This is a genomic window from Paractinoplanes polyasparticus, from assembly GCF_019710575.1.
Classification (GTDB): domain Bacteria; phylum Actinomycetota; class Actinomycetes; order Mycobacteriales; family Micromonosporaceae; genus Actinoplanes; species Actinoplanes polyasparticus.
The window spans coordinates 98,810-120,296 of record NZ_JAHWFK010000007.1 but is presented as its reverse complement, the minus strand read 5'-3'; the positions used below and the strand labels follow the sequence as shown (position 1 = coordinate 120,296).

The window sequence follows — 21,487 nt, the reverse complement described above, 5'->3', positions numbered from 1 at the left end:
GCACTCGTCTTTGCGGCCCGCCGAACATTGCTGCTCGGCGAGGTGTGAACTGAGGCTATGCCTGGCGTAGCAGCCGAGGCAAACGAATTAACGGACTAGTTTTCAAAGTTTTTTTGAGCGACCTCGTCCGGGCTCGCGCCACCCACCAGAGCGAACACCGCTTCCCCGTACTGACCGAGCTTGCGGGCCCCGATCCCGGCGATCGCCAGCAACTCGGCCGGCGACGACGGGCGACGCTCGGCCAGGGCCACCAGCGTGGCGTCGGTGAAGACGACGTAAGCAGGCACTTTGAGGTCGGCCGCGGTGGCCGCCCGCCACTTCTGCAGGCGCTCGAACAGCTCCTCGTCGAGGTCCGAGGGACAGGTCGGGCAGCGGCCGAGCTTGCGGTCGGCCCCGGCCATCAGGGTGGCCCCGCAGATGCGGCACGACGAGACCTGCGCGCGCCTTCGGTCGGGTTTCCGACTGCGGTCGCCCGCGCGCTCGGTGGCCGAGGTGCGTTCGAGCTGCGGCAGGAACCGGCACGGACGCCGGGCCCGGCCCCCCGGCGAGCGCGCCTGGCCGTACGAGAGCCAGAGCCACTGCCGGGCCCGGGTGACCCCCACGTAGAGCAGGCGTCGCTCCTCTTCGAGCTGGTCCGGCGTCTTGGCGTACGTCGTGGGAAGCGTGCCGTCGGCCAGGCCGGCCAGGAAGACCGCATCCCATTCGAGGCCCTTGGCCGAGTGCAGGGAGGCGAGCGTCACGCCGGCGACCGTGGGCGCGTGCTGCTGCTCGGCCCGCCGGCTCAGCTCCTCGTTGAACGCGGTCAGCGTGACGTCGCGCTGCACGGCCCCGGCCTGCCCGATCGGCTCCACCGTGGGGGCCTTCGCGTAGTCCTCGGCCAGGGCGACCAGCGCGGCCATCGCCTCCCACTGCTCGCGGGCGGCGCCGCCGGGCGGGGGCTGCTCGCGCTGCCAGCCGGTCGCCGCGAGGGCGTCGACCACGGCCGTCACCAGTGGCGTCTCGCCGGGAGTGGACCGGACGGCGGCGCGCATCGCGATCATCGCCTGGCGGATCTCCGGCCGTTCGAAGAAGCGCTCGGCCCCCCGTACGACATAGGGAACCTCGGCCTCGGCCAGTGCCTTCTCGTACGTCTCGGACTGCGCGTTCGTCCGGAAGAGCACCGCGATCTCGCTGGCCGGCGTGCCCGACGCGATGAGATCGCGGCACCGGCGGGCGATCGCGACCGCCTCGCCCGCCTCGTCCGGGAAGATTTTCAGCTCGGGTTCGGCGCCCGGTGGCCGCTGACCGACCAGTTCGAGCCGCAGCCGCGCCTCGCTGCCGCGGGCCTGCCGGATCACCGCGTTGGCCAGCCCGACCACCTGTGGCGTGGAGCGGTAGTCGCGCACCAGCCGGACGACCACGGCCTCGCGGCGCAGCCGGGGGAAGTCGATCAGGTACGACGAGGTGGCGCCGGTGAACGAGTAGATGGTCTGGCTGGCGTCGCCGACCACGGTGAGATCGTCGCGCCCGCCCAGCCAGGCGTCGAGCAGCCGCTGCTGGAGCGGGTTGACGTCCTGGTACTCGTCGACGACGAAGTGGCGGTATTGAGCCCGGATCTGCTCGGCCACGTCGGGGTGCTCCTCGATCCCCCAGACGGCGGCGCGCAGCATGTCCTCGAAGTCGATCACGCCTTGGCGGCGCTTGAGCGACTCGTACGCGGTGAAGACCTCGGCCACCTTGGCCGGTTCGAAGGGCGGCTCGCGCAACGCCTTCCTGGCCGCCACCGCGTATTCGCTCGGCTCGACCAGCGAGGACTTCGCCCACTCGATCTCACTGGCCAGGTCGCGCGCACCCGTGCGGTCGGCCCGCACCCCGGCCCGGGCCGCGGCCAGACCCACCATGCGCGCCTTGCTCTCGAGCAGTTCGGGCATCGCCCGGCCCTCGAGCAGCCGGGGCGCGAAGTAGCGCACCTGGCGCAGCGCCGCCGCGTGGAACGTGCGCGCCTGCACACCGGAGGCCCCGAGCTCGGTGAGCCGGGACCGCATCTCGGCCGCCGCCCGCGCCGTGAACGTCACCGCCAGGATGTGCCGCGGGCTCACCTCGCCGGTCAGCGTCCGATAGGCGATCCGGTGGGTGATCGCCCGGGTCTTACCGGTGCCGGCGCCGGCCAGGATGCAGACCGGGCCGGCGGGGGCGGTCACCGCCGTCCGTTGCTCGGGGTCGAGCCCGGCCAGCACCGCATCAGTCCGCACGATAGGGAATCATGGCACCCGGGTCCGACGTTGTGCCGGAAGGCGCTGTGCCATGTGACCCAGCCGAAGGAGTTCCCGACCGATGTTGACCATGTACTCGACGTCCTGGTGCGGTTATTGCCACCGCCTCAAGTCGCAGCTCGACCGCGAGGGAATCGCCTACGAGGTGGTGGACATCGAGCAGCAGCCCGAAGCGGCCGAGTTCGTGATGAGCGTCAACGGCGGCAACCAGACCGTCCCGACCCTGAAGTTCGACGACGGCTCGGCCCTCACCAACCCATCGATCGTCCAGGTCAAGGAGCATCTGTCAGCTCTGGCCGCCGGCTGAGCTCCGGTTCGGCGGCGAGCTCCTCGGCCCGGGCGACCAGGCCCTCGAGCTCGCCGTCGGTCAGGGCCATCTCCTCCACCAGGCGGGCGAAGAGCAGCAGGTGGGCGCCGGTCCGGACGCTTTCGTCGATCTCGTCCACCGGTACCTTCTCGCCCAGGGCGGCGCGCAGCAGCATCTCGGCCTCGAGGGTCGGCAGTCCGCCGGCCACGGTGCGCCTGATCTCGGCCAGGGAGCTCTCCGGTTCGAAGCGGCGCCGGGCCGCGAGTCCGAAAGCGATCTCCCACAGGTGGCGCGCGTCCTCGTCCGGCGCGTCGAATTCCTGGGGCGCCTCCTCGTGCGCCACCAATTGCAGGTAGCGCCCGGCTCCGGTGCGCACGCCGGGCGCCGGCGAGAAGACCGGGCTCACGACCGGGCCACCCGCGCCTCGGCCTGACGGACCAGCGCGAGAAGCTCGTCGGCGGGAACGCCGGGCGGCCGCGCCAGGTCGCCCACCACCAGACAGATGATCTCGGCCCGGCGCAGGGCCGGGATCGCGTACGCCAGTTCCGGCTCGCCCAGCGCCGAGCGGACCACCGCCTCGGACTGGCGGGCCAGCTGCCCGCCGACCGGCAGCGCCTGATACTCGAGCAGGTCGCGGATGTAGCCGGTGACGTCGCGGGCATCACGCCCGACGAAGCTGCGCCGCACCGCCACCGTGAACAGCTCGTGCAGGAGCCGGACGGCCTGCGGCGAGCTACCCAGGCGCGACAGCGACCGCGCCGGGCCCTCCTCTCCGAGCGCATCGAGGAGAAGGCGGCCCGCCGCGGTCGCCGCTCTGTCTAATGTCCCGCTTTGCCCCACATGCGTAGGGTATCGGGATGTGGGCGTTTACGGGATGAGAGCCGGGATGCTGGAGTCGAGCAGGCCCTTCTCTTTGAGCGCGCCGTAGAGCGGCGTCGTCTCGGGGTAGTGGCCCCAGGCGTGGTCGCCGCTGCCGTCACCCTGCGGGCAATGCCCGAGCAACTGCTTCTGCACGTCGTTGAAGCCGGCCCATTCCGGGGTGTTCGGCAGGTCGGCGACGTCGTCCCGGCCGGCGATCCAGCGGTACGTGTAGCCGAAGAAGGCGCCGACGCGAGTGACCTCGGAGTAGTTGTCGGAGCGTGCGTGCCACAGGCGACGGTCGAAGACAACCAGGTCGCCGGGGTTGGCGGTGATCTGGAGCGCGCCTTCGGGCTGCGGCCACGGGACCCCGCGGCTCGGCGGGCCGGGCAGCCAGTTGGTCTTGTGGCTGCCGGGCAGCACGGTGAAGTTGCCCCGGCCGGTCTCGCTCACGTCGGACAGCCAGTAGGCCAGCTTGACCGACATCGTCGGGCGGGGGTCGGTCTCGAGCTCCCGGTTCTGCCGGCCACCGTCCTGGTGCCAGTGCCACCAGTCCTTCTGCTTCTCGTGGATCTGCGGGTGCACGTCGATGTGGGAGTGGTAGACGTGCACGTTCCAGCCGAGCAGCGACCAGATGTAGCGGAACGCCACCGGGTGGTCGAGCAGGAACGCCAGCTCGGGCAGGGAGGTCACCGCCGAGAGCTGGTGCAGCGCACCCGTCGAGCCCAAGCCGTGCCCCCCGGGCTGCCCGGCCCGCTCGAAGGCGCCGAGAACAGCGCCACGCGCGAGCGCGATCTCGCTCTCGGACAGCACTCCGGGCACCACGAGAAAGCCGTCCCGGTCGAACCGGGCCCGCTCATCCGCGGTCATCGGGGCCCATGCGGGCGCTTCCACCTGCGTCATCGATCTTCCGCCTCTCGGTCTTTGTAAACCGAGACGCGGCTGAGCCCTCTTTTGGTTACTTGATAAGGAGAAAACTTCTCTGATTAGACGAACTTGATTCCGTTAGCGGGCCAAACCGCCCAACCAGCGCTCAATGAGATAGAAAGCGATGGAAGAGGGCATCGGCAGGCCCATCGGGACACCCGTTTCGGGATGGTGGAAATCACCGGCAATCATCTTGGCGATGTCGTCCCGGGTGAACCAGTGCGCCTCGTCGATCTCGGCCGGGTCGAGCCGGATCGGCTGTTCGGGGTCGGCTGTGGCGTGGAATCCCAGCATCAGCGAACCCGGGAACGGCCAGGACTGACTGCCCTCGTAGTGCAGCGACGTCAGGTCGAGACCGACCTCTTCGCCGACCTCACGGCCGACACTGGCCTCGGCCGACTCGCCCGGCTCGACGTAGCCGGCGAGACACGAGAACCGCAGGCCGCCGTCGGCCGCCCGGCCCCAGGCGGCGTTGTGCCCGAGCAGGCAGCGACCCTCGGGACCGGCGACCCCGTCGTGCACCAGCACGATCATGGCCGGATCGGTGCGGGGCCACATCGTGTTGCCCTCGGCGTCCTTGCGCGCCCAGCCGGCCTCCACCGCCGTGGTCGGCAACCCGGTGCGCGGCGAGAACTGGTGGCTGCGATGCCAGTTGCCCAGGGCCACGGCGGTCGTGAAGATTCCGGCGTCGCGGTCGTCGAGCAGGTGGCCGACGTCGCGCAGGGTGACTGCCGAGGCGCCCCCGGCTTCGGGCAGCGCCGCGTCGACCGTCCACAGCGGTGTGCCGTCGGCGTCGAGCCCGAGGAACCAGTGCTCCCCCCCGGGCGCCTCGGCCGAAGGCAGCAGCACCAGCCGGTCCTCGGTGGCCAGGGCCCGGCCGCCCTTCGCCAGGTCGACGACGATGACCTGGCCGCGAGCCCACGCCGCGGCCAGCCACTCGTCGTCGGTGCGGTGCGCTGCGGCCCGGTCGAGGGTGCTGCGGGCCAGCGGCGGCGCGTCGACCAGACCGCTGGGCTGCTCCCTGACGTCGGGCTCTTCGGGAGCGCTCACGCGGCGCTTCGTTCCACCGTGGTGAGGGCGGACAGCGGGCCTTCGACCTTTTCGGCGTCGCCCAGCACGACCGTGACCGCGTTGGCCGGCGCCAGGAAGCGGGCGGCCGCGGCGGCCACCTCCTCGCGGGAGGCGGAGGCCAGCGCGGCCGAGTATTGCCGCAGGTGGTCGAGGCGAAGGCCGAAACTGGAGTACATGCTGGCCAGGCCGGCCAGACCGGCCTGGGTCGACATGCCCAGGCGCAGGGTGCCCAACGCGTAGCGGCGGGCCTGTTCCAGCTCGTCCTCGCCCGGCGGCAGGCTGGCGATGCGGCCCAGCTCGTACAGGGTCTCGAGCAGAGACGGGCCGGTCACCTCGGTCGCGACCTCGGCCGAGAGCACCAGCGCGGAGCCGGCCAGATAGTGCTCGATGCCGGTGTGCGGACCGTAGGTGTAGCCCTTGTCCTCGCGCATGTTCTCGACCCAGCGGGACGAGAAGTAGCCGCCGAACACCAGGTTGGCAAGCTGGAGGGCGGCGTAGTCGGGATCGGTGCGCTCGAGGGCGGGCAGGGCCATGCGCAACGACGACTGCACCGCGCCGGGCCGGTCGACCAGCAACAGCGGGCCGGGTTCGAGGGCCGGGGTGGGCGGGACGACCACGGCCTTGGCCGGGCCGGTCCAGCTGCCCAGCGCCTTCTCGGCGGCGTCGATCGCCTTCTCCGGGTTGAGGTCGCCCACCAGCACCAGCACCGCGCCGTCGGGGCGGACCCGCTCGGCGTGCAGCGCGCGCAGCTGGGCCGGGCGCACAGCGCGCACCTGCTCGGGCTCGGGCGTCTGGATCGCGTACGGGTGACGGCCGAACATCCGCTTCAGCAGCGCTGTGCGGGCCAGGTGGGACGGCTGGGTCAGCGCCACCTGGATGTGGTCGACCAGGCGGTCGCGCTCGGTCGCCACCTCGTCGTTCGGGTAGGCCGGGTCGGTGAGCACGTCGGCCAGGATCTCGAGCATCCGGTCGAGGCCCGAGGCCAGCGAGTTGCCGGTCACCAGCAGCCGGTCGGGGTCGAGCCCGGCCGAGAGCCCGCCACCGACCGCCTGCAGTTCGGCCGCGATGTCGACGCTGGTCATGGTGCTGGTGCCGGTGAACAGCGCTTGGGAGAGCACAGTGGCGCGCGGCAGTGGCGTCTTGCCGAACGGCACCCGCAGCCGCAGTTCGACCAGCGGCACGGACGTACGCCGGATGGCGATCACCGTGAGGCCGCCGGCCAGCGTGCGCTCGGCCTCCTTGGGCAGCTTGAGCTTCGCGTCCGGGATCAGGTCGGGCAGGGACTTGCTTGTCATGCGGCGGCTCCGGCTCCAGGGACGACCTCGACGGTGGCGCGCCGCTCGGGGCGCAAAGTGGCGGCCGCGGCGGCGATCTGCGCCTCGGTGACCTCGCCGATCAGCTTGGGCAGTTCGTTCAGCATCTCGGGACGACCGCGCTGAAGCTCGAGCACCGCCATCGGCAGCGCCCGGCCGAGCACCGAGTCGGTGTCCCGCAGCAGGTGGGTGGCGATGCGGGCCTGCACCCGCTCGAGCTCGCCCGGCTTGAGGCCGTCGACGGCGAGGCGGTCCATCTCCTCGTCGACCGTGCGCAGCACCTTCTCGGCGTCGCCACCGGGCGGCATGTGGGCCTGGAGCAGCAACGCGGTCGGGTTGCGGACCTGGAACTCGTCGCCCATGAAGCCGATGTAGCCGCCGATGCTGGTCACCGTGCGGTCGCGCTGCACCAGGCGCTCGACCAGACGGGACGCGTCACCGTCGGTGAGCACCTCGGCCAGCACGACGTAGGGCACATAGGCCTCGAAGTCGCCGATCGGGTCGGGCACGCGCCACGCGCCGGCCACGCCGGGCAACGGGGCGAGCTTGTCGGTGTAGACGTCGCGCTTCTCGCCGGTGAGGTCGGGCTCGTCGAAGTCGGGCCGGGGCGGGGCCGGACGGGCCAGCACGTCGTCGAAGTGGCGGTGGATCATCTCGGTCGCCTTGGCCACGTCGAAGTCGCCGGCCACGGCCAGGGTGGCGTTGCCGCAGGCGTAGTAGCGATCGAAGAACGCCTGGGCGTCAGCCAACGTGGCGCTGTCGAGGTCGCCGAACGAGCCGTAGCCGTCGTGGGCGTTGGGGAAGGTCGAGAACAGCACCGGCGGCAGCCGCAACCAGGGGAACCCGCCGTAGGGCCGGTTCAGCACGTTGACCCGGATCTCTTCCTTGACCACGTCGATCTGGTTGAGCAGGTTCTCTTCGGTCAGCCGGGGCCCGCGCATGCGGTCGGCCTCGAGGAAGAGCGCCCGCTCGAGCGCGCCCGAGGGCAGCACCTCGAAGTAGTCGGTGTAGTCGAGGTGGGTCGACCCGTTGAAGGTGCCACCGGCGCCCTGCACGTGCCGGAAGTGGGCCAGCTTCTCGAGGTTCTCCGAGCCCTGGAACATCAGGTGCTCGAAGAGATGGGCGAAGCCGGTGCGGCCCTCGGGCTCGGAACGGATGCCCACGTCGTAGACCACCGCGACCCCGACGACCGGGGCGCTGCGGTCGGGGGTGAGCACCACCCGCAATCCGTTGGCCAGGGTGAAACGCTCCACCGGGTACTTCGTCGCGGGGATCTTGATTCTGCGCGCCACGAAATGACATTAGCGCCTTCTTCGACCTGCGTCGCGACCGCAGGTGACCACTTGACCACCGGCTGAATTTCCGGCAGGCGGACACGGACTTGACGCCATTCCCCACCTAGACCATCATTCCTATCTACTAGATAGGCTTACGCGGGTATGGCGGGACAGGGGGATCTGTGTACGTCTCAGCACGCACCGACTACGCCGTGAGGGCCATGCTCTCGGTGACGGCGGAACACCCCCGGCTGGTCAAGGCGGCGACCCTGGCCGCCGCCCAGGAAATACCGCTCAGCTTCCTGCAGGGCATCCTGCTCGACCTGCGCCGCGCCGGCCTGCTGCACAGCCACCGCGGCGTCGACGGCGGGTACGCCCTGGCCCGCCCGGCCGAAGAGATCACCGTGGGCGACGTCGTCCGCGCCGTCGGGGGCGCCCTCGCCACCGTCCGCGGGCTGCCCACCACCCATGCGACCTACCACGGCGCCGCCTTCGGGCTGCACGACGTGTGGGTCGCGGTCGAGGAAGCCATCGAGGGCGTCGTCGACCACAAAACCCTGGCTGAACTCTCCACCATCAAGGAGTCCGCATGAACTCCCGCACCATACGTGCGCTCGCCGTTGCCGCCACCGCCCTGCTGTCCGCATCGCTGCTGGCCGCGTGCGGTGGCGACGACGAGGGCGGGTCGAGCGGCGGCGCCGGCGCCGAGGCTCCGGCCCTCCGGCTCGGCTACTTCCCGAACATCACCCACACCCCGGCCCTGATCGGGGTCAACAAGAACTTCTTCCAGACCGCGCTGGGCGGCACCAGGCTCGAGACCAAGACCTTCAATGCCGGCCCGGCCGCGATCGAGGCGCTGTTCTCGGGCGCGATCGACGCCACGTACATCGGCCCGAACCCGGCCATCAACGGCTGGGCCCAGTCCAAGGGCACCGGCCTGAAGATCATCGCGGGCAGCACCTCGGGCGGCGCCGGCCTGGTGGTCAAGGAGGGCATCAACTCCCCGGCCGACCTCAAGGGCAAGAAGATCGCCACGCCGCAGCTGGGCAACACGCAGGACGTCGCGCTGCGGGCCTGGCTCAAGGAGAACGGCCTCAACGCCGACCAGCAGGGCGGCGGCGACGTGTCGGTGCTGCCGCAGGACAACGCGACCGCGCTGCAGGCCTTCGCCCAGGGCGCAATCGACGGCGCCTGGGTTCCCGAGCCCAACTTCAGCCGGCTGATCCTCGAGTCGAAGGGCAAGGTGCTGGTCAACGAGAAGGACCTGTGGCCGAGCGGGCTCTTCGTCACCACCCACCTGATCGTCACCCAGGAGTTCCTCAAGAAGTACCCGGCCACGGTCAAGAAGCTCCTGCAGGGCCACCTCGAGTCGCTCGACTACATCGAGAAGAACAACGCCGAGGCCCAGACCGCGGCCAACGCCCAGCTCGAGGCGCTCAGCGGCAAGCCGCTCAAGGACGAAGTGCTCAAGTCGTCGTTCAAGAACCTCACCTTCACCGCCGACCCGGTCGCCTCGTCGCTGTTCACCAGCGCGAAGCACGCCGAGGATGTCGGCCTGCTCAAGCCGGTCGACCTCAAGGGCATCTACGACCTCGGGCCGCTCAACGAGCTGCTCAAGGCCGCGGGCAAGCCCGAGGTCAGCGACTCGGCCGCCTGAAGGGCCTGAGCTCATGAGCCTCCTGCAACAGAAGACCGGATCGGTCGTACGGCTGGAGAACGTCTCCAAGAGCTACGGCGATCTGCTGGCCCTCGACCGGGTCTCGCTCACGGTCGCCCCGGGCGAGTTCGTCTGCCTGCTGGGCGCGTCCGGCTGCGGCAAGAGCACGCTGCTCTCGCTGGTGGCCGGGCTGGACGGGATCACCGGCGGCACGCTCGACACGGGCGGCCGCAAGGTGTCGCTGATGTTCCAGGAGGCCGCGCTCTTCCCGTGGCTCTCGGTCCGGGGCAACGTCGAGCTGCCGCTGCGGCTCCAGGGCGTGTCCCGGTCCGAGCGCCGGCAACGGGCCGAGGACCTGCTCGGCATCGTGCGGCTCACCGGCTTCGCCGACAAGCGGCCGCACGAGCTCTCCGGCGGCATGCGCCAGCGCGTGGCCCTGGCCCGCGCGCTCGCCCAGGACGCCGACATCCTGCTGATGGACGAGCCGTTCGGCGCGCTCGACGCGATGACCCGCGACATCCTGCACGACGAGCTCGAGCGGATCTGGCGCGAGCAGCAGCTGACCGTCCTGTTCGTCACGCACAACGTGCGGGAGGCGGTACGGCTGGGCGACCGGGTGATCCTGCTCAGCAGCCGCCCGGGCCGGGTGATCGAGGACTATGCGATCACGCATGCCCGCCCGCGCCGCATCGACTCCCCCGAGGTGTCCGGCCAGGCGGCCGAGATCACCGACCGTCTCCGTGCGGAGGTCGCCCGTCATGCCCACTGACACCGCGGTCGAGAGCGCCGAGGTCGCCGGCCTCGACGCGCTCGAGCTGCAGCCCAAGCGCGAGAAGGGCGCCCTCGGCAAGCGCGTCTGGCGGAGCGCCTGGCCCAAGTTCCTGGCGATCGCGATCGTGCTGCTGATCTGGCAGGCCGCGGTCTGGTCGGAGTGGAAGCCGATCTACGTGCTGCCCTCGCCGGCCACGGTCTTCACCGACCTGGGCAACGTGATCACGACGGCCGATTTCTGGGACGGCGTACGGGTGACGATGACCCGCGCGTTCACCGGCTTCCTGCTGGCCGTGGTCATCGGCACGATCATCGGCGCCCTGGTGTCCCAGTTCGCGCCGCTGCGGGCGGCCATCGGCTCGCTGATCACCGGCCTCCAGACGATGCCCTCGATCATGTGGTTCCCGCTGGCCATCCTGCTCTTCCAGCTCAGCGAGAGCGCCATCCTGTTCGTGGTCGTGCTCGGCGCCGCCCCCTCGGTGGCCAACGGGCTGATCAGCGGCATCGACTACGTGCCGCGCACCTGGCTGCGGGTCGGGCAGGTGCTGGGCATGCGGGGCTTCGCGAAATACCGGCACCTGATCCTGCCGGCGTCGCTGCCCTCGTTCATCTCGGGCCTCAAGCAGGGCTGGGCGTTCTCGTGGCGCAGCCTGATGGCCGGCGAGCTGCTGGTCATCGTGCCGGGCGCTCTCTCGATCGGCGTACGCATGCAGCAGGCCCGCGACCTGAGCGACTCGAGCCTGGTGATCTGCTACATCATCGTCGTACTGATCATCGGCATCCTGATCGACGTGCTCTTCAACACCGCCGACAACGCCCTGCGCAAGCGCTGGGGTTTGCTGGGTAGCTGAGCCAGCTGGCTCCGCTTCGCTCCGCGGGCGAGCGCCTCTTCAGCTGGCGCTACATGGGGCGCACAGACGCGAGTACCTCGTCGATGATGTAGTCCCACTGTTTGTGGGTGCCCGGGATCGAGATGTAGAGGACGGCCGCGGTCGTCTTGCCGACGTCGATGACCGCCACCGCGGAGAGCTCCTCGGTGGCGGTCAGCCCGGGCGCCTGGAAGCGCAGGCGGAACTCGCTCACCCAGGCCGGTCGGCCGCCCAGCTTCGTCAGCTCGTCGCGGATCGGGTCCATCGTGTTCGGTTGCGGGTAGTACTCGGCCCGCACGTCCGCGGCCACCTGCCGTCCCACGCATTCGAGATTCAGCGTCACCGCGTCGTTGTCGGCCGCCGGCACCGCGGCCGACAGGATCGAGGCGTGATAGCTGCCCCCGCTGTACTGCTCGGTGACGAAGTGCTGCCCCTTGCGGTAGGGCACCTCGAGCGTCCCGGCCCGCCACACGTCGGTCCAGGGCACCCAGGGCGCGCCGTAGGCCTTGTACGAGATGCCGGCCTCGTCGTCGGTCGTGCGCGCGCCGGACGGGGGCGGCGGAACGCTGGGCGTCCGGGTCGGGCCCGCGCTCGGCGAGCCGGTGGGCGCCGGGCAGGCCTGGGCCAGCGGCGGGCGCACGTCGGTCGGCGCCGACTCTTTCGAGCCGAACGGGTCGCCCTCGGACGAGAACACGAGGATCAGCACAACGGTCAGACCGATGGCCAGGATCGCACCGGCGATGCCACCGAAGATCTGCATCTGCCGCCGGCGCCGCTGCGGCCCGTCAGGCGGCGGGGCGGCCGGGTCCGGCGGGGGCGGCGGCTTGACCGGAGGACCGCCGGGAGCGGTCGTGACCAGCCCGGAGCCGATTCGGCCGCCCGCCTGCTGCCAGGAGAACGGTTCCGGGGTCTGCTCGGACATGAAACCCAGTGAACACCACGATGGTGGCGATCACGTCACGGCAGGGGCGCGGTGTTCTCCACAACCCCGCTGAGCAGGGCACTCACCTGCTGCCAGAGCGAGGGACTGACCTCGGCCGGATGGGCGCCGACCCCCGGGTACCACGGCGCGAAGGCCACCACGAGCACGAGCGCGACGCCGAAGACGGCAACCGCGAAGACAAAACCGAACTCCCGGCGGGCGGATGGTCCGCGCATGCCGGTACCTCCAAAGTCACGTCCGAGAGAAAAGGGCCGATAGTTCTTAGACGCGCCAAGCGGCCCGGACGTTGCACCGTCCCAGGAGAAGTTCAGCGACTTCGGCTACCGTCTTGCCATGGAACTCGTGTATCCGCCGGTCGTCACCCTCGCCAAGACGATGTTCCGGGTGCTCGACCTCAAGATCGAAATCGATGGCGCCGAGCACATTCCGGCCACTGGCGGGGCCGTGCTCGCGAGCAACCACGTGAGCTACCTCGACTTCATCTTCTGCGGTCTCGGTGCTCAGCCGGCCAAGCGCCTGGTGCGCTTCATGGCGAAGAAGGCCGTGTTCGACCACCGGATCAGCGGCCCGCTGATGCGCGGCATGCGGCACATCCCGGTCGACCGGGACGCCGGCGCCGCCTCCTTCCGCGCCGCCACCGAGGCGTTGCGCAAGGGCGAGGTGGTCGGCGTCTTCCCCGAGGCGACGATCAGCGAGTCCTTCACGGTCAAGGAGCTCAAGTCGGGTGCCGTCCGGCTGGCCCGCACGGCCAAGGTGCCACTGATCCCGATGGCCGTCTGGGGTCCCCACCGGCTCTGGACCAAGGGCCACAAGAAGGAGCTGACCAAGCGGCACGTGCCGGTGCTCATCAAGATCGGCCAAGCCATCGAGATGCCCAAGGGCACGTCGCCCGACGCCCTCACGGCCATCCTCAAGGAACGCCTGAGCGGCCTGCTCGACGCGGCCCAGCGCGCCTATCCCAACAAGCCCGCGGGCCCCGACGACCGCTGGTGGCTGCCGGCCCACCTGGGCGGCACGGCACCGCTGCCCGAGGCTGCCCCGGTCTGAGAAACGGCCGCGTCCCCGTCGGCCGCTGACGCAGAAGCGCCGCACCCTTACGGGTACGGCGCTTCCGACAGGTACTTCAGATCCGACTAGTTACTTCAGAGCGGACGGATGTTCGCGGCCTGCGGGCCCTTCTGGCCCTGCGTCACCTCGAACTCGACCCGCTGGTTCTCGTCCAGGCTGCGGTAGCCCGAGGTCTGAATAGCGGAGAAGTGGGCGAAGACGTCGGCGCCGCCGTCGTCCGGGGTGATGAACCCGAAGCCCTTGTCCGCGTTAAACCACTTCACAACGCCGGTAACCATGATCGTCTCCTCGACGGTCGATCGCTCCGACCCAACATGGGCGGAACGAGGTAGTAAGACCCACACTTCGTGAGTCTCGTGTCGCCGTACTGATCGCCCGTACCGGAGGAATCCGGGTTACGACAAAGAGCGCCTGGGGCAGACTTCCCCACAGGCGCTCCTGAGTACTTGGGAACCAAACTGACAACGGGCAGAGCTTAACACGTCGAAGGAGGTTCGCCGGTGATCGGCGTTCAACTGGCTCAGCAGCTCAGAGAGGCCGGACTGACCTGGAAACCGGCCCTCGGCGACCGTTTCGCCATCCCCGACCGGGACCTCGACGACGAGGTGTTCGTGCTGAGCAACATGACGGTCGAGGTGTATGCGATGCCGGAGGGCCGGGTGATCGGCTTCAACGGCACCACCGAGTGGGCCCTGGACGACGTGGAGCTCGACGAGACGGTCTGGTTGCCCCGGGAGGACCAGCTGCGCGAGTTGCTGGGCGGCACCTTCCGGACGCTGCGGCGCGGACCGGCCGGCTACGAGGTGACCATCGACCTGCTCGGCGAGGAACGCGCCTTCGCCGACGGAACGACGGAGGGCGCGTACGCGGCGGCCCTGCTGCACCTTCTCGCGGCGGCGGGCGCGGACGAGGTCTAGTTCACCCGTTCGGGCAGTCGCTCGATGAGCGCGGCCAGCTGCGCGGCGTCGAGCAGGTCGACCGGCCGCACGGTCACCTGCTCGCGTACGTAATGGAAGCCCGCCCGCACCCGGTTGAGCGGCACGCCGGCCAGCGAAGCCCAGGCGAGCCGGTAGGCGGCCAGCTGCACGGCGGCCGCCTCGGCGTCGGCGCCCTCGGGCCGCCGGCCGGTCTTCCAGTCCATGACGTCGTAGCGGTTGGCCGTGTCGGCGTAGACCGCGTCCATCCGCCCGCGCACGACCACCCCGGCGATCGTGGTCGCGAACGGCACCTCGACCTCGATCGGGGTGCGGTCGGCCCACTCGCCGGCCAGGAACGCCTCCTGCAGGGCGAGCAGCTCGGCGTCGTCGGCCGCGTCGTCGTCGGCGGCGCCGGGCAGCTCGTCGATGTCGATCAGCCGGACGGCGCCGAACCGCTGCTCGAGCCAGGCATGGAACGCCGTGCCCCTTCGGGCATGCGGCAGCGGGCGATGGGGCAACGGACGGCGCAGTGAACGGGCCAGGGCCTGGGGGTCGCGGCGCAGCACCACCAGCTGCGAGACCGACAGGTGGGCGGGCAGCGCCACCTCGATCGGGCCGTCCCGGCGGCTCCGCTCGTCCCGTTCGGCCAGCAGCAGGGCGGCCTCGCGCCGCCAGCGCTCGATGTCCGGATCGCGGCCGGCGGGGATGCCGACCAGCTCGGCGGCCAGTCCGGCGCGCTCGGCGACCTCGGGCTCGGCCCCGGCCAGCTCGGCGAAGGCCTCGGCGGCCTCCGCGTCGGGAGCGGCGATCATGCGGCGGATCAGGTCGGCCGCGGTGGCCATGGCCGGGCGGCGCAGACCCAGCGGGTCGAACGGCCACTGCGCGGACGGCACCACCTCGGCCGCCGGGTTGGTCGCACCGGGGGCCGGCTCAGGCGTCCACGCGTCGACCACGCCGGCGCCCTCGTCACAGGCCGCGCGGATCTCGGTCAGGAAGACGGACGGGCCCCGTGGGCGCTTGACGCCGTCACCCCACCAGTAACCGGAGGCCAGCAGCAGACGCCGGGGACGGGTCACGGCGACGTACGCCAGCCGGCGCTCCTCCCGTTCGTCGTGCTCGCGCCAGGCCGTGCCGAACGCGTTGACCGCGGCGAGCACGCCCTTCTGGTCGGCCGCCTGCGAAAGGTCGAGCCGGGGCAGGCCGTCGGAGTCGCCCCGCAGCGGGAACGGCAGCACGCCGATGCCCATCAGGTAGTGGTCGGAGTTGCGCGAGATGCCCGGCCAGACGCCCTTGCTCAGACCGGCGACCGAGACGACGTCCCACTCCAGGCCCTTCGCGGCGTGCGCGGTGAGGATCTGGACCGCGCCCTCGACCACGTCGATCTGGCCCGGTTCGAGGCCGCGTTCCTCCTCCTCGGCCGCGGTGAGGAAGGCCAGGAAGCCGGCCAGCGTGCCTCCGTCGGTCTCGGCGCCGTAGCGGGCCGCGGTGTCGGCCAGCGCGTCCAGGTGACCCCGGGCCAGACCGGCGTCCCCGGCCGCCCAGCCCCGCACGGCCACCTCGACGTCCAGGCCGATCGTCCGCTCGATGTCGGCCACCAGGTCGGGCAGCGGCTGGTCGAGGCGCTGCCGCAGGGCACTGAGTTCCCGGCTGTACGCATGCAGACGCCCGTAACCCTCGGCCGAGTACTGCTGCGGGGCGCCCAGATCGGCCATCGCCTCGACCAGGGTGGCGTCGTCGAGCCGGTCGGCGACGATGTCGTCGGGCTCGACGCCGGCCACCACGGCGGCCCGGGCCGCGGCCAGCCCACGGGCGCGGCGGTGCAGGGCCACCAGGTCACGCGGGCCTATCCGCCAGCGGGCGCCGGTCAGCAGGCGCAGCAGCGACGCGCCGTCGGTCGGGTCGGCCAGCACCCGCAGCGTGCAGACCACATCGCGTACCTCGGGGGTGTCGAGCAGACCGCCCAGGCCGACCACCTCGACCGGCAGGCCGCGGGCGCGCAGCGCCTCCTCAATGGCCGGGATCTGACTGCGTACACGAACCAGGACGGCGCTGGTGGGGCGCTTCTCGACCGGGATCTCGCCGGGTGTGGCGCCCGGCATTCCGGCCGTGATCCGCCACGCGGTGAGCATCGAGTCGCCGATCCAGGCGGCCTCGTCGGCGAAGGTGGGCAGCAGGGCGCAGGCCACCGTGCGGCCGCCGACCGCGCCGGAGACCCTTTCGGCCGCCCGCAGCTCGGTGACGCGGGCGCCGAAAGCACGCAGCGGGGCGGAGAGCGTGTTGGCGACCCGCAGGATCTCGGGCCGGTTGCGCCAGCTGCGGGTCAGGCTGCCCGTCCGCGCCGCCTCCCCGCCGGGCCGGACGAACTCCTCCGGGAAGCGGTCGAGGGTGCCCGCCGAGGCTCCGCGCCAGCCGTAGATCGACTGGCACGGGTCGCCGACCGCGGTGACCGGGTGGCCGCCGCCGAAGAGCGCGTTCAGCATGGTCACCTGGGCGTGGCTGGTGTCCTGGTACTCGTCGAGGAGCACGATCCGGAAGCGGCCGCGCTCGATCTCGCCGACCTCGGGATGGTCGCGGGCCACCAGCGCCGCCCGGGCCATCTGGTCGCCGAAGTCCATCGCCTCCAGGTCGAGTTTGCGCTGCTCGTACAGGCGCACCAGGGGCAGCAGGGTGAGCCGCTGCCGTTGCCGGGCGAGCACGTCGGCCACGTCCTTGTAGACCTTGCCCGGCAGCTCCTGCACGTCGGCGAAGAAGCGGCCGGTCCAGGCGGCCAGCTCGTCCGGGGTGACGAGGTGCTCGGCCAGCTCGCCGGCCAGCGCCAGCACGTCGTCGGTGACCGTGGTCGGCGCGCGGTTCACGCCGGTCATCTCGCCGGTGTACGAGCGGACCAGCGAGTCGACGATCTGCCAGCGGGCGGCCTCGGTGAGCAGGCGGGCCGACGGCTCGTAGCCGGCGCGCAGCCCGTGTTCGGTGACGACCCGGGCCGCGTACGAGTGATAGGTCGAGATGGTGGCCTCGCCGGCGAACGCGTCGTCCCGGCCGAGCCGGCGCACCAGCTGGCCGAGCCGGGTGCGCACCCGGTGGGCCAGCTCGCCGGCCGCCTTGCGGGTGAACGTGAGACCGAGGATCTCGTCGGGGTGGGCGTAGCTGTTGGCGACCAGCCACACGACCCGCGACGCCATCGTCTCGGTCTTGCCCGAGCCGGCCCCGGCCACGACCAGCAGCGGCTCCACCGGGGCGGAGATGATCTCGGACTGCTCGGCGGTCGGCCGGGGCAGGCGCAACAGCCGGGCCAGTTCCTCCGGGGTGTAGCGGGGCCCGGAATCGGCACGGCGGCGAGGCGTCGCCGACTCGTCGGCGAAGAGGCTCGGTTGGGTCACTGGCCCTGCTCTACGACTTGACGTCCCTTGCCCGAGACCGGGCAGCTGGTGCGTACCGGGCACACCCGGCAACGGCTGTTGGCGACGGCCGAGAAGGTGGCGGCGGCCATCGTGTCGGCGGTGCGACGGACCATCTCGTACGCCCATTGCGGGTCGGCCGCCTCGGCCAGCGGCAGCTGCATCTGCTCGCGGGCGTCCTTGCCCGGGCCGAGCTGCACCAGCGCGGCCCCGCCGCTCTCGGCGCCGTGGTCGGCGAACGCGCCGGCCTGGACGGCGGTCTGGTAGCCGGCCAGCTGGGCGTGCTCCTCGACCTCGGCCGCGGCGACTGCGGTGCTCTTGCCGGTCTTGAGGTCGATGACCACCAGACGGCCGTCCTCGTCGATCTCGAGGCGGTCGACCCGGCCGGTGAGCTGGATCGGGCGGGACGGGTCTTCGAGCCGGACGCTGAACTCGTGCTCGATCGCCAGCAGCCGCCGCGGGTTGACGGCGAGCCAGCGCAGCAGTTTGTCCACCATGGCCTGGGCGCGGTCCTGTTCCGGGCCGGCCAGCCAGCGGGCGGCCAGCTCGATCGCGTCGAACCGCGCGCTGACGTACTCGACCAGCTTCTCGCGGTCGGCGTTGGCGTCCTCGGCGAGCATGGCGGCCGCGTGCACCAGGTTGCCGACCCCCTGCGCGGGCCCGGCCGGGGCCGCGCCGCCGTGCCGTTCGAGCAGCCAGCGCAGGCTGCAGCGCAGCACGCTCTCCATCGACGAGGGCGTGACCTTGACGGCTTCCCCCTCGTCGACCAGCGGCCGGTCGTCGGACAGTGGGCGCAGCCCCCACCACTCGTCCGGGTGGGCCCCCGGCACTCCGGCTGCGGCCAGCCGGGCCAGTTCCGCCGCGGCGGCATGCCGTCGCTCCGGCGTCTGGTCGGCGCCGACGACGACCGTACGGAGTTCGGCCACCAGGGCCGGCAGCGTCAGAGCACGCGGCGGCCGCCCGACCGGAATCTCCGCCGGATCGTCCACCGGCTCGGCCTCGCCCGGGTCCTCATCGGGCGGCTCCTCGCTCGGCCACTCCGCGGGGTCGTCGCTGACGAGCACTCCCTGGATTCCCGCGGCTTCAGTGGCCGGCGAAGCGGCGGCGGCAGCACCGGGGCTTCCCGCGCGAAGGTCCTCCTCGGCGACGACCGTCCCCTCGCCGCCGGCCGCGTCCTCGCCTCCTGCCGCGTTTTCGTTGCCTGCCGCGTTTTCGTTGCCGGCCGCGCCGGGGTCGTGTGGGCCTCGGGGGTCGGTGTCCGGCCGGTCGGGGCCGGATGGGGGCGGCCCGGGGGGTGGGGGTGGGCCGGGGTCGTCGTCCGGGATGCCGAGTTCGGTGAGGAAGCGGCTGGGCTGTTCCTCGCCCTGGGAACCGCCGACGCCGGCCGAGGCGATCGCGGTCACGATGAGCTTGCGGCGGGCGCGGGTGGTGGCCACGTAGAACAGCCGCCGCTCCTCGTCGAGCAGGGCGGACGTCTCACCCACGACGGCTGCCTGCCCCGACGCGGCCCGGCCGGCCAGCACGTCGACCAGTCGCTCGGAGCCGAGCAGGCTGCCGCGCAGCCGCAGGTCGGGCCAGATGCCCTCCTGCACGCCGGCCAGCACGACCACATCCCACTCGAGGCCCTTGGCGGCATGGGCGGTGAGCAGGCGCACGGCCTCGCCCCGGTCGGCGCTGGGTGCGATCGAGTCAGCCGGCAGGTCCTGGGCGAGCACGTGGTCGAGGAACACCTCGACGCGTGCGCCGGGCAGCCGGTCGACGAATCGGGCGGCGGCGTCGAACAGCACGACCATCGAGTCGAGATCCCGGTCGGCGGCCTCGGCACGCCACTGCCGGGCCCGGCCGACATCAGTGTTCTCGGGGGCGGGCCCGGAGCGGGTGCTCATCGCGTACCACCGGTCGGCGAGCCCGCTGGCCCGCCAGATCGTCCACAACACCTGCTCAGCGGTGGCCCCCGGCGCTGCGGCGGCCTCGCGCGCGGTGGCCAGCAACCGGGCGACATTCTGGGCCGGCTGGGCCCATCGCCGCTCGACCATGTCGAGGCCCGCTGGGTCGCGCACCGCGTCGACCAGCAGCTCGCCGGAGGGCCGCCTGTCCCCCGCGGCCAGCGCCAAGGCCCGCAGCCCCTGCCGGAGGCGGCGCTCGGCCAGCGGGTCAGCTCCGCCCAGCGAGGAGTGCAGCAGCGCCACAGCGGTCTCTTCGTTCAGCGCCTGGGGGTCGAGCGCACACCGCAGCAGCAACAGGAAGGGCGCCACCGCCGGCTGGAGGTGCAGCGGCAGGTCTTCGGCGTGCGTCACCGTCGGCACGCCGGCCGCGGCCAGCGCTCGCTGCAACGACGGCAGCTGCAACGACGTGCTGCGCAGCATGACCGCCATCCGCGACCACGGCACGCCGTGCAGCAGGTGCGCCTCGCGCAGCGCATGAGCGACGTAGGCCGCCTCAGCGGTAGCGGCCCGGAAGATCCGGACGACGGTCTCAGCGCCCAGCTCACTCCGCCTCTGAGCCGGATCTGCTGCGGGCAGGCCAGGCGCTGCCGCAGCGCCGGCCGAGCCGGCGGTGGCCTCGGCCGAGACGGAAGCGGCCCCAGCCGACGCGGGGGCGGCCCCAGCCGACGCAGGACCGGCCCCAGCCGGGGCGGGAGCAGCGCTGGCCGGGGCGGGAGCGGCGCTGGTCGGGGCGGGGGTATCCGGTTTGGGTGAGCCCGCGGCGGCCGGTGCGGGTGGGGGTTCGGGACCCAGCACCGGGGGCGGCGGATGCATCGGGCGGTGCCGGATCGGGCCACGCATGCGGCGGGACACCCGAGAGGTGGCAGAGAGCAGCGGTAGCTCGGCGCGGTAGTTGGTGTGGAGGGTCAGCGTCTCGGCCAGGGCGCCCGACGCCGTGCGGAAGCGGGTGGGGAAGCCGGCGACCGCGCCCGGGTCGGCGCCGCGGAAGCCGTAGATGGAGGAGTCGGGGTCGCCGAACGCGACCAGGGGCTTGCCGCCGCCGGCGACCTGGGCGAGGAGGTCGATCTGGGCCGGGTCGGTGTCGGCCAGCTCGTCGACGTAGACGTAGGCCAAGCGGCGGCGCTCGGCTTCGAGCAGGTCGGCGTTGTCGGCCAGCAGGCCCGAGGCGGCGCGCACCAGTTCGGCCGGGTCGTAGGCCGACGAGCCGCGGGTGGTGACGTCGCGCAGGGCCAGGACGGCGACGTACTCGCGCAGGAAGCGGGCGGCGGCGGGCCAGTCGTCGCGGCCCAGGCGCTCGCCCAGGCGGGCCAGTTCGACCGGGCCGACGCCGCGCTCGGCGGCCCGCTGCATGAGGTCGCGCAGCTGCTGGGCGAAGGCGCGGGTGGGCAGCGCGGGGCGCAGCGCGGCCGGCCAGCCGATCGGGTCGGGCGCGTCGACCTCGCCCGAGGCCTCGAGCAGCTCGCGGATGATGAGGTCTTGCTCGGGGCCGGTGAGCAGCCGCGGGGACGGCTCACCACGGTCGGCTGCGGCCCGCCTGAGCAGGCCGAACGCGTACGCGTGGAAGGTGCGCACCAGCGGCTCGTGCACGATGCGGCCCGGGTCGGCCGCGATGCGCGCCTCGATACGGTCACGCAGGGCCGTGGCGCCACGCCGGCCGAACGTGAGGACGAGGATGCGCTCGGGGTCGACGCCCTCGGCGATGCGCGCGGCCACCGACTCGACCAGCGTGGTGGTCTTGCCCGTGCCGGGGCCGCCGACCACCAGCAGCGGGCCGTCGACGTGGCCGGCCGCGTAGCTCTGGAGGGGGTCGTCGAGCAGCGCCGGCTGCACTGCGGCGGGACGCCGGACCAGGCGGTACGCCGGGCGGCGCACCGCGGCGGGGGAAGAGGCCGGCGTGCTCACGGCAACAAGGAAAC

Annotated in this window: 19 protein-coding genes; 7 read left to right on the top strand and 12 right to left on the bottom strand. The window is 72.0% G+C overall.

Annotated features, from left to right (window positions below):
- Positions 1-95: 95 nt before the first annotated feature.
- Positions 96-2,231 carry an ATP-dependent DNA helicase UvrD2 gene (locus tag KXC43_RS09935; protein WP_221375699.1) on the bottom strand — a complete coding sequence of 712 codons (2,136 nt, stop codon included), beginning with the start codon at positions 2,229-2,231 and terminating at the stop codon, positions 96-98.
- A gap of 82 nt (positions 2,232-2,313) precedes the next feature.
- On the opposite strand from KXC43_RS09935, the gene KXC43_RS09930 reads away from it, so the two are divergent.
- On the top strand, positions 2,314-2,559 hold the full coding sequence (locus KXC43_RS09930; RefSeq protein ID WP_221375698.1) for a mycoredoxin: 246 nt from the start codon (positions 2,314-2,316) through the stop codon (positions 2,557-2,559).
- Here KXC43_RS09930 and KXC43_RS09925 read toward each other — a convergent pair.
- The 6 genes from KXC43_RS09925 to KXC43_RS09900 form a co-directional block, all read right to left on the bottom strand.
- Complete coding sequence (locus KXC43_RS09925) at positions 2,525-2,965, bottom strand: hypothetical protein (RefSeq protein WP_221375697.1); 441 nt, start codon at positions 2,963-2,965, stop codon at positions 2,525-2,527. The two genes, KXC43_RS09930 and KXC43_RS09925, sit on opposite strands and share 35 nt — an antisense overlap.
- The gene (locus KXC43_RS09920) at positions 2,962-3,399 is read right to left on the bottom strand and encodes a hypothetical protein (protein WP_221375696.1); all 438 of its coding nucleotides are present in this window, start codon (positions 3,397-3,399) and stop codon (positions 2,962-2,964) included. Before KXC43_RS09920 ends, KXC43_RS09925 begins: the two co-directional genes overlap by 4 nt.
- 27 nt (positions 3,400-3,426) lie before the next feature.
- On the bottom strand, positions 3,427-4,320 hold the full coding sequence (locus KXC43_RS09915; RefSeq protein ID WP_221375695.1) for a phytanoyl-CoA dioxygenase family protein: 894 nt from the start codon (positions 4,318-4,320) through the stop codon (positions 3,427-3,429).
- A 102-nt stretch (positions 4,321-4,422) separates the two neighbouring features.
- Positions 4,423-5,394 carry an NAD(+) diphosphatase gene (gene nudC / locus KXC43_RS09910; protein ID WP_221375694.1) on the bottom strand — a complete coding sequence of 324 codons (972 nt, stop codon included), beginning with the start codon at positions 5,392-5,394 and terminating at the stop codon, positions 4,423-4,425.
- A complete protein-coding gene (locus tag KXC43_RS09905; RefSeq protein ID WP_221375693.1) occupies positions 5,391-6,710 on the bottom strand; it encodes a M16 family metallopeptidase in 1,320 nt (439 codons plus the stop codon). Before KXC43_RS09905 ends, nudC begins: the two co-directional genes overlap by 4 nt.
- Positions 6,707-8,020: a M16 family metallopeptidase gene (locus KXC43_RS09900; RefSeq protein WP_221375692.1), complete on the bottom strand. Its 1,314-nt coding sequence runs from the start codon at positions 8,018-8,020 to the stop codon at positions 6,707-6,709. The genes KXC43_RS09905 and KXC43_RS09900 overlap by 4 nt, the downstream gene beginning before the upstream one ends.
- A gap of 167 nt (positions 8,021-8,187) precedes the next feature.
- Here KXC43_RS09900 and KXC43_RS09895 point away from each other — a divergent pair, with 167 nt between their 5' ends.
- The 4 genes from KXC43_RS09895 to KXC43_RS09880 are packed head-to-tail and all read left to right on the top strand — an operon-like array spanning position 8,188 to position 11,284.
- Positions 8,188-8,598 carry an RrF2 family transcriptional regulator gene (locus tag KXC43_RS09895; RefSeq protein WP_215796138.1) on the top strand — a complete coding sequence of 137 codons (411 nt, stop codon included), beginning with the start codon at positions 8,188-8,190 and terminating at the stop codon, positions 8,596-8,598.
- Positions 8,595-9,662 (top strand): ABC transporter substrate-binding protein, encoded by a 1,068-nt coding sequence (locus tag KXC43_RS09890; RefSeq protein ID WP_221375691.1) that lies wholly within the window; start codon positions 8,595-8,597, stop codon positions 9,660-9,662. The genes KXC43_RS09895 and KXC43_RS09890 overlap by 4 nt, the downstream gene beginning before the upstream one ends.
- Positions 9,663-9,675: 13 nt before the next feature.
- A complete protein-coding gene (locus KXC43_RS09885; RefSeq protein WP_221375690.1) occupies positions 9,676-10,431 on the top strand; it encodes an ABC transporter ATP-binding protein in 756 nt (251 codons plus the stop codon).
- Entirely contained in the window at positions 10,421-11,284 is an 864-nt protein-coding gene (locus KXC43_RS09880; protein ID WP_221375689.1) for an ABC transporter permease, read from the top strand. Before KXC43_RS09885 ends, KXC43_RS09880 begins: the two co-directional genes overlap by 11 nt.
- Before the next feature lie 49 nt (positions 11,285-11,333).
- Here the strand turns inward: KXC43_RS09880 and KXC43_RS09875 are convergent, their stop codons facing one another.
- Together KXC43_RS09875 and KXC43_RS09870 are read right to left on the bottom strand one after the other, a co-directional pair.
- Positions 11,334-12,224 carry a hypothetical protein gene (locus tag KXC43_RS09875; RefSeq protein WP_221375688.1) on the bottom strand — a complete coding sequence of 297 codons (891 nt, stop codon included), beginning with the start codon at positions 12,222-12,224 and terminating at the stop codon, positions 11,334-11,336.
- A 35-nt stretch (positions 12,225-12,259) separates the two neighbouring features.
- The gene (locus KXC43_RS09870; protein ID WP_221375687.1) at positions 12,260-12,460 is read right to left on the bottom strand and encodes a hypothetical protein; all 201 of its coding nucleotides are present in this window, start codon (positions 12,458-12,460) and stop codon (positions 12,260-12,262) included.
- 118 nt (positions 12,461-12,578) lie between these two features.
- Here KXC43_RS09870 and KXC43_RS09865 point away from each other — a divergent pair, with 118 nt between their 5' ends.
- Complete coding sequence (locus KXC43_RS09865) at positions 12,579-13,292, top strand: lysophospholipid acyltransferase family protein (RefSeq protein WP_221375686.1); 714 nt, start codon at positions 12,579-12,581, stop codon at positions 13,290-13,292.
- A 95-nt stretch (positions 13,293-13,387) separates the two neighbouring features.
- Here KXC43_RS09865 and cspE read toward each other — a convergent pair whose 3' ends face one another.
- Positions 13,388-13,591: a transcription antiterminator/RNA stability regulator CspE gene (gene cspE / locus KXC43_RS09860; protein ID WP_015625344.1), complete on the bottom strand. Its 204-nt coding sequence runs from the start codon at positions 13,589-13,591 to the stop codon at positions 13,388-13,390.
- 222 nt (positions 13,592-13,813) lie between these two features.
- On the opposite strand from cspE, the gene KXC43_RS09855 reads away from it, so the two are divergent.
- Positions 13,814-14,230 (top strand): pilus assembly protein CpaE, encoded by a 417-nt coding sequence (locus KXC43_RS09855; protein ID WP_221375685.1) that lies wholly within the window; start codon positions 13,814-13,816, stop codon positions 14,228-14,230.
- Here KXC43_RS09855 and KXC43_RS09850 read toward each other — a convergent pair.
- Together KXC43_RS09850 and KXC43_RS09845 are read right to left on the bottom strand one after the other, a co-directional pair.
- The gene (locus KXC43_RS09850) at positions 14,227-17,607 is read right to left on the bottom strand and encodes an ATP-dependent helicase (protein WP_221375684.1); all 3,381 of its coding nucleotides are present in this window, start codon (positions 17,605-17,607) and stop codon (positions 14,227-14,229) included. The genes KXC43_RS09855 and KXC43_RS09850 overlap by 4 nt on opposite strands.
- Positions 17,604-21,473 carry an ATP-dependent helicase gene (locus KXC43_RS09845; RefSeq protein WP_221375683.1) on the bottom strand — a complete coding sequence of 1,290 codons (3,870 nt, stop codon included), beginning with the start codon at positions 21,471-21,473 and terminating at the stop codon, positions 17,604-17,606. The genes KXC43_RS09850 and KXC43_RS09845 overlap by 4 nt, the downstream gene beginning before the upstream one ends.
- Between the last annotated feature and the right edge of the window lie 14 nt (positions 21,474-21,487).

Bases quoted from the DNA above. Each gene is read 5' to 3' on its own strand.
- KXC43_RS09930 (WP_221375698.1), top strand. From the start codon at position 2,314: ATGTTGACCATGTACTCGACGTCCTGGTGCGGTTATTGCCACCGCCTC.
- KXC43_RS09915 (WP_221375695.1), bottom strand. From the start codon at position 4,320: ATGACGCAGGTGGAAGCGCCCGCATGGGCCCCGATGACCGCGGATGAG.
- KXC43_RS09905 (WP_221375693.1), bottom strand. From the start codon at position 6,710: ATGACAAGCAAGTCCCTGCCCGACCTGATCCCGGACGCGAAGCTCAAG.
- KXC43_RS09890 (WP_221375691.1), top strand. From the start codon at position 8,595: ATGAACTCCCGCACCATACGTGCGCTCGCCGTTGCCGCCACCGCCCTG.
- KXC43_RS09885 (WP_221375690.1), top strand. From the start codon at position 9,676: ATGAGCCTCCTGCAACAGAAGACCGGATCGGTCGTACGGCTGGAGAAC.
- KXC43_RS09880 (WP_221375689.1), top strand. From the start codon at position 10,421: ATGCCCACTGACACCGCGGTCGAGAGCGCCGAGGTCGCCGGCCTCGAC.
- KXC43_RS09875 (WP_221375688.1), bottom strand. From the start codon at position 12,224: ATGTCCGAGCAGACCCCGGAACCGTTCTCCTGGCAGCAGGCGGGCGGC.
- KXC43_RS09870 (WP_221375687.1), bottom strand. From the start codon at position 12,460: ATGCGCGGACCATCCGCCCGCCGGGAGTTCGGTTTTGTCTTCGCGGTT.
- KXC43_RS09865 (WP_221375686.1), top strand. From the start codon at position 12,579: ATGGAACTCGTGTATCCGCCGGTCGTCACCCTCGCCAAGACGATGTTC.
- cspE (WP_015625344.1), bottom strand. From the start codon at position 13,591: ATGGTTACCGGCGTTGTGAAGTGGTTTAACGCGGACAAGGGCTTCGGG.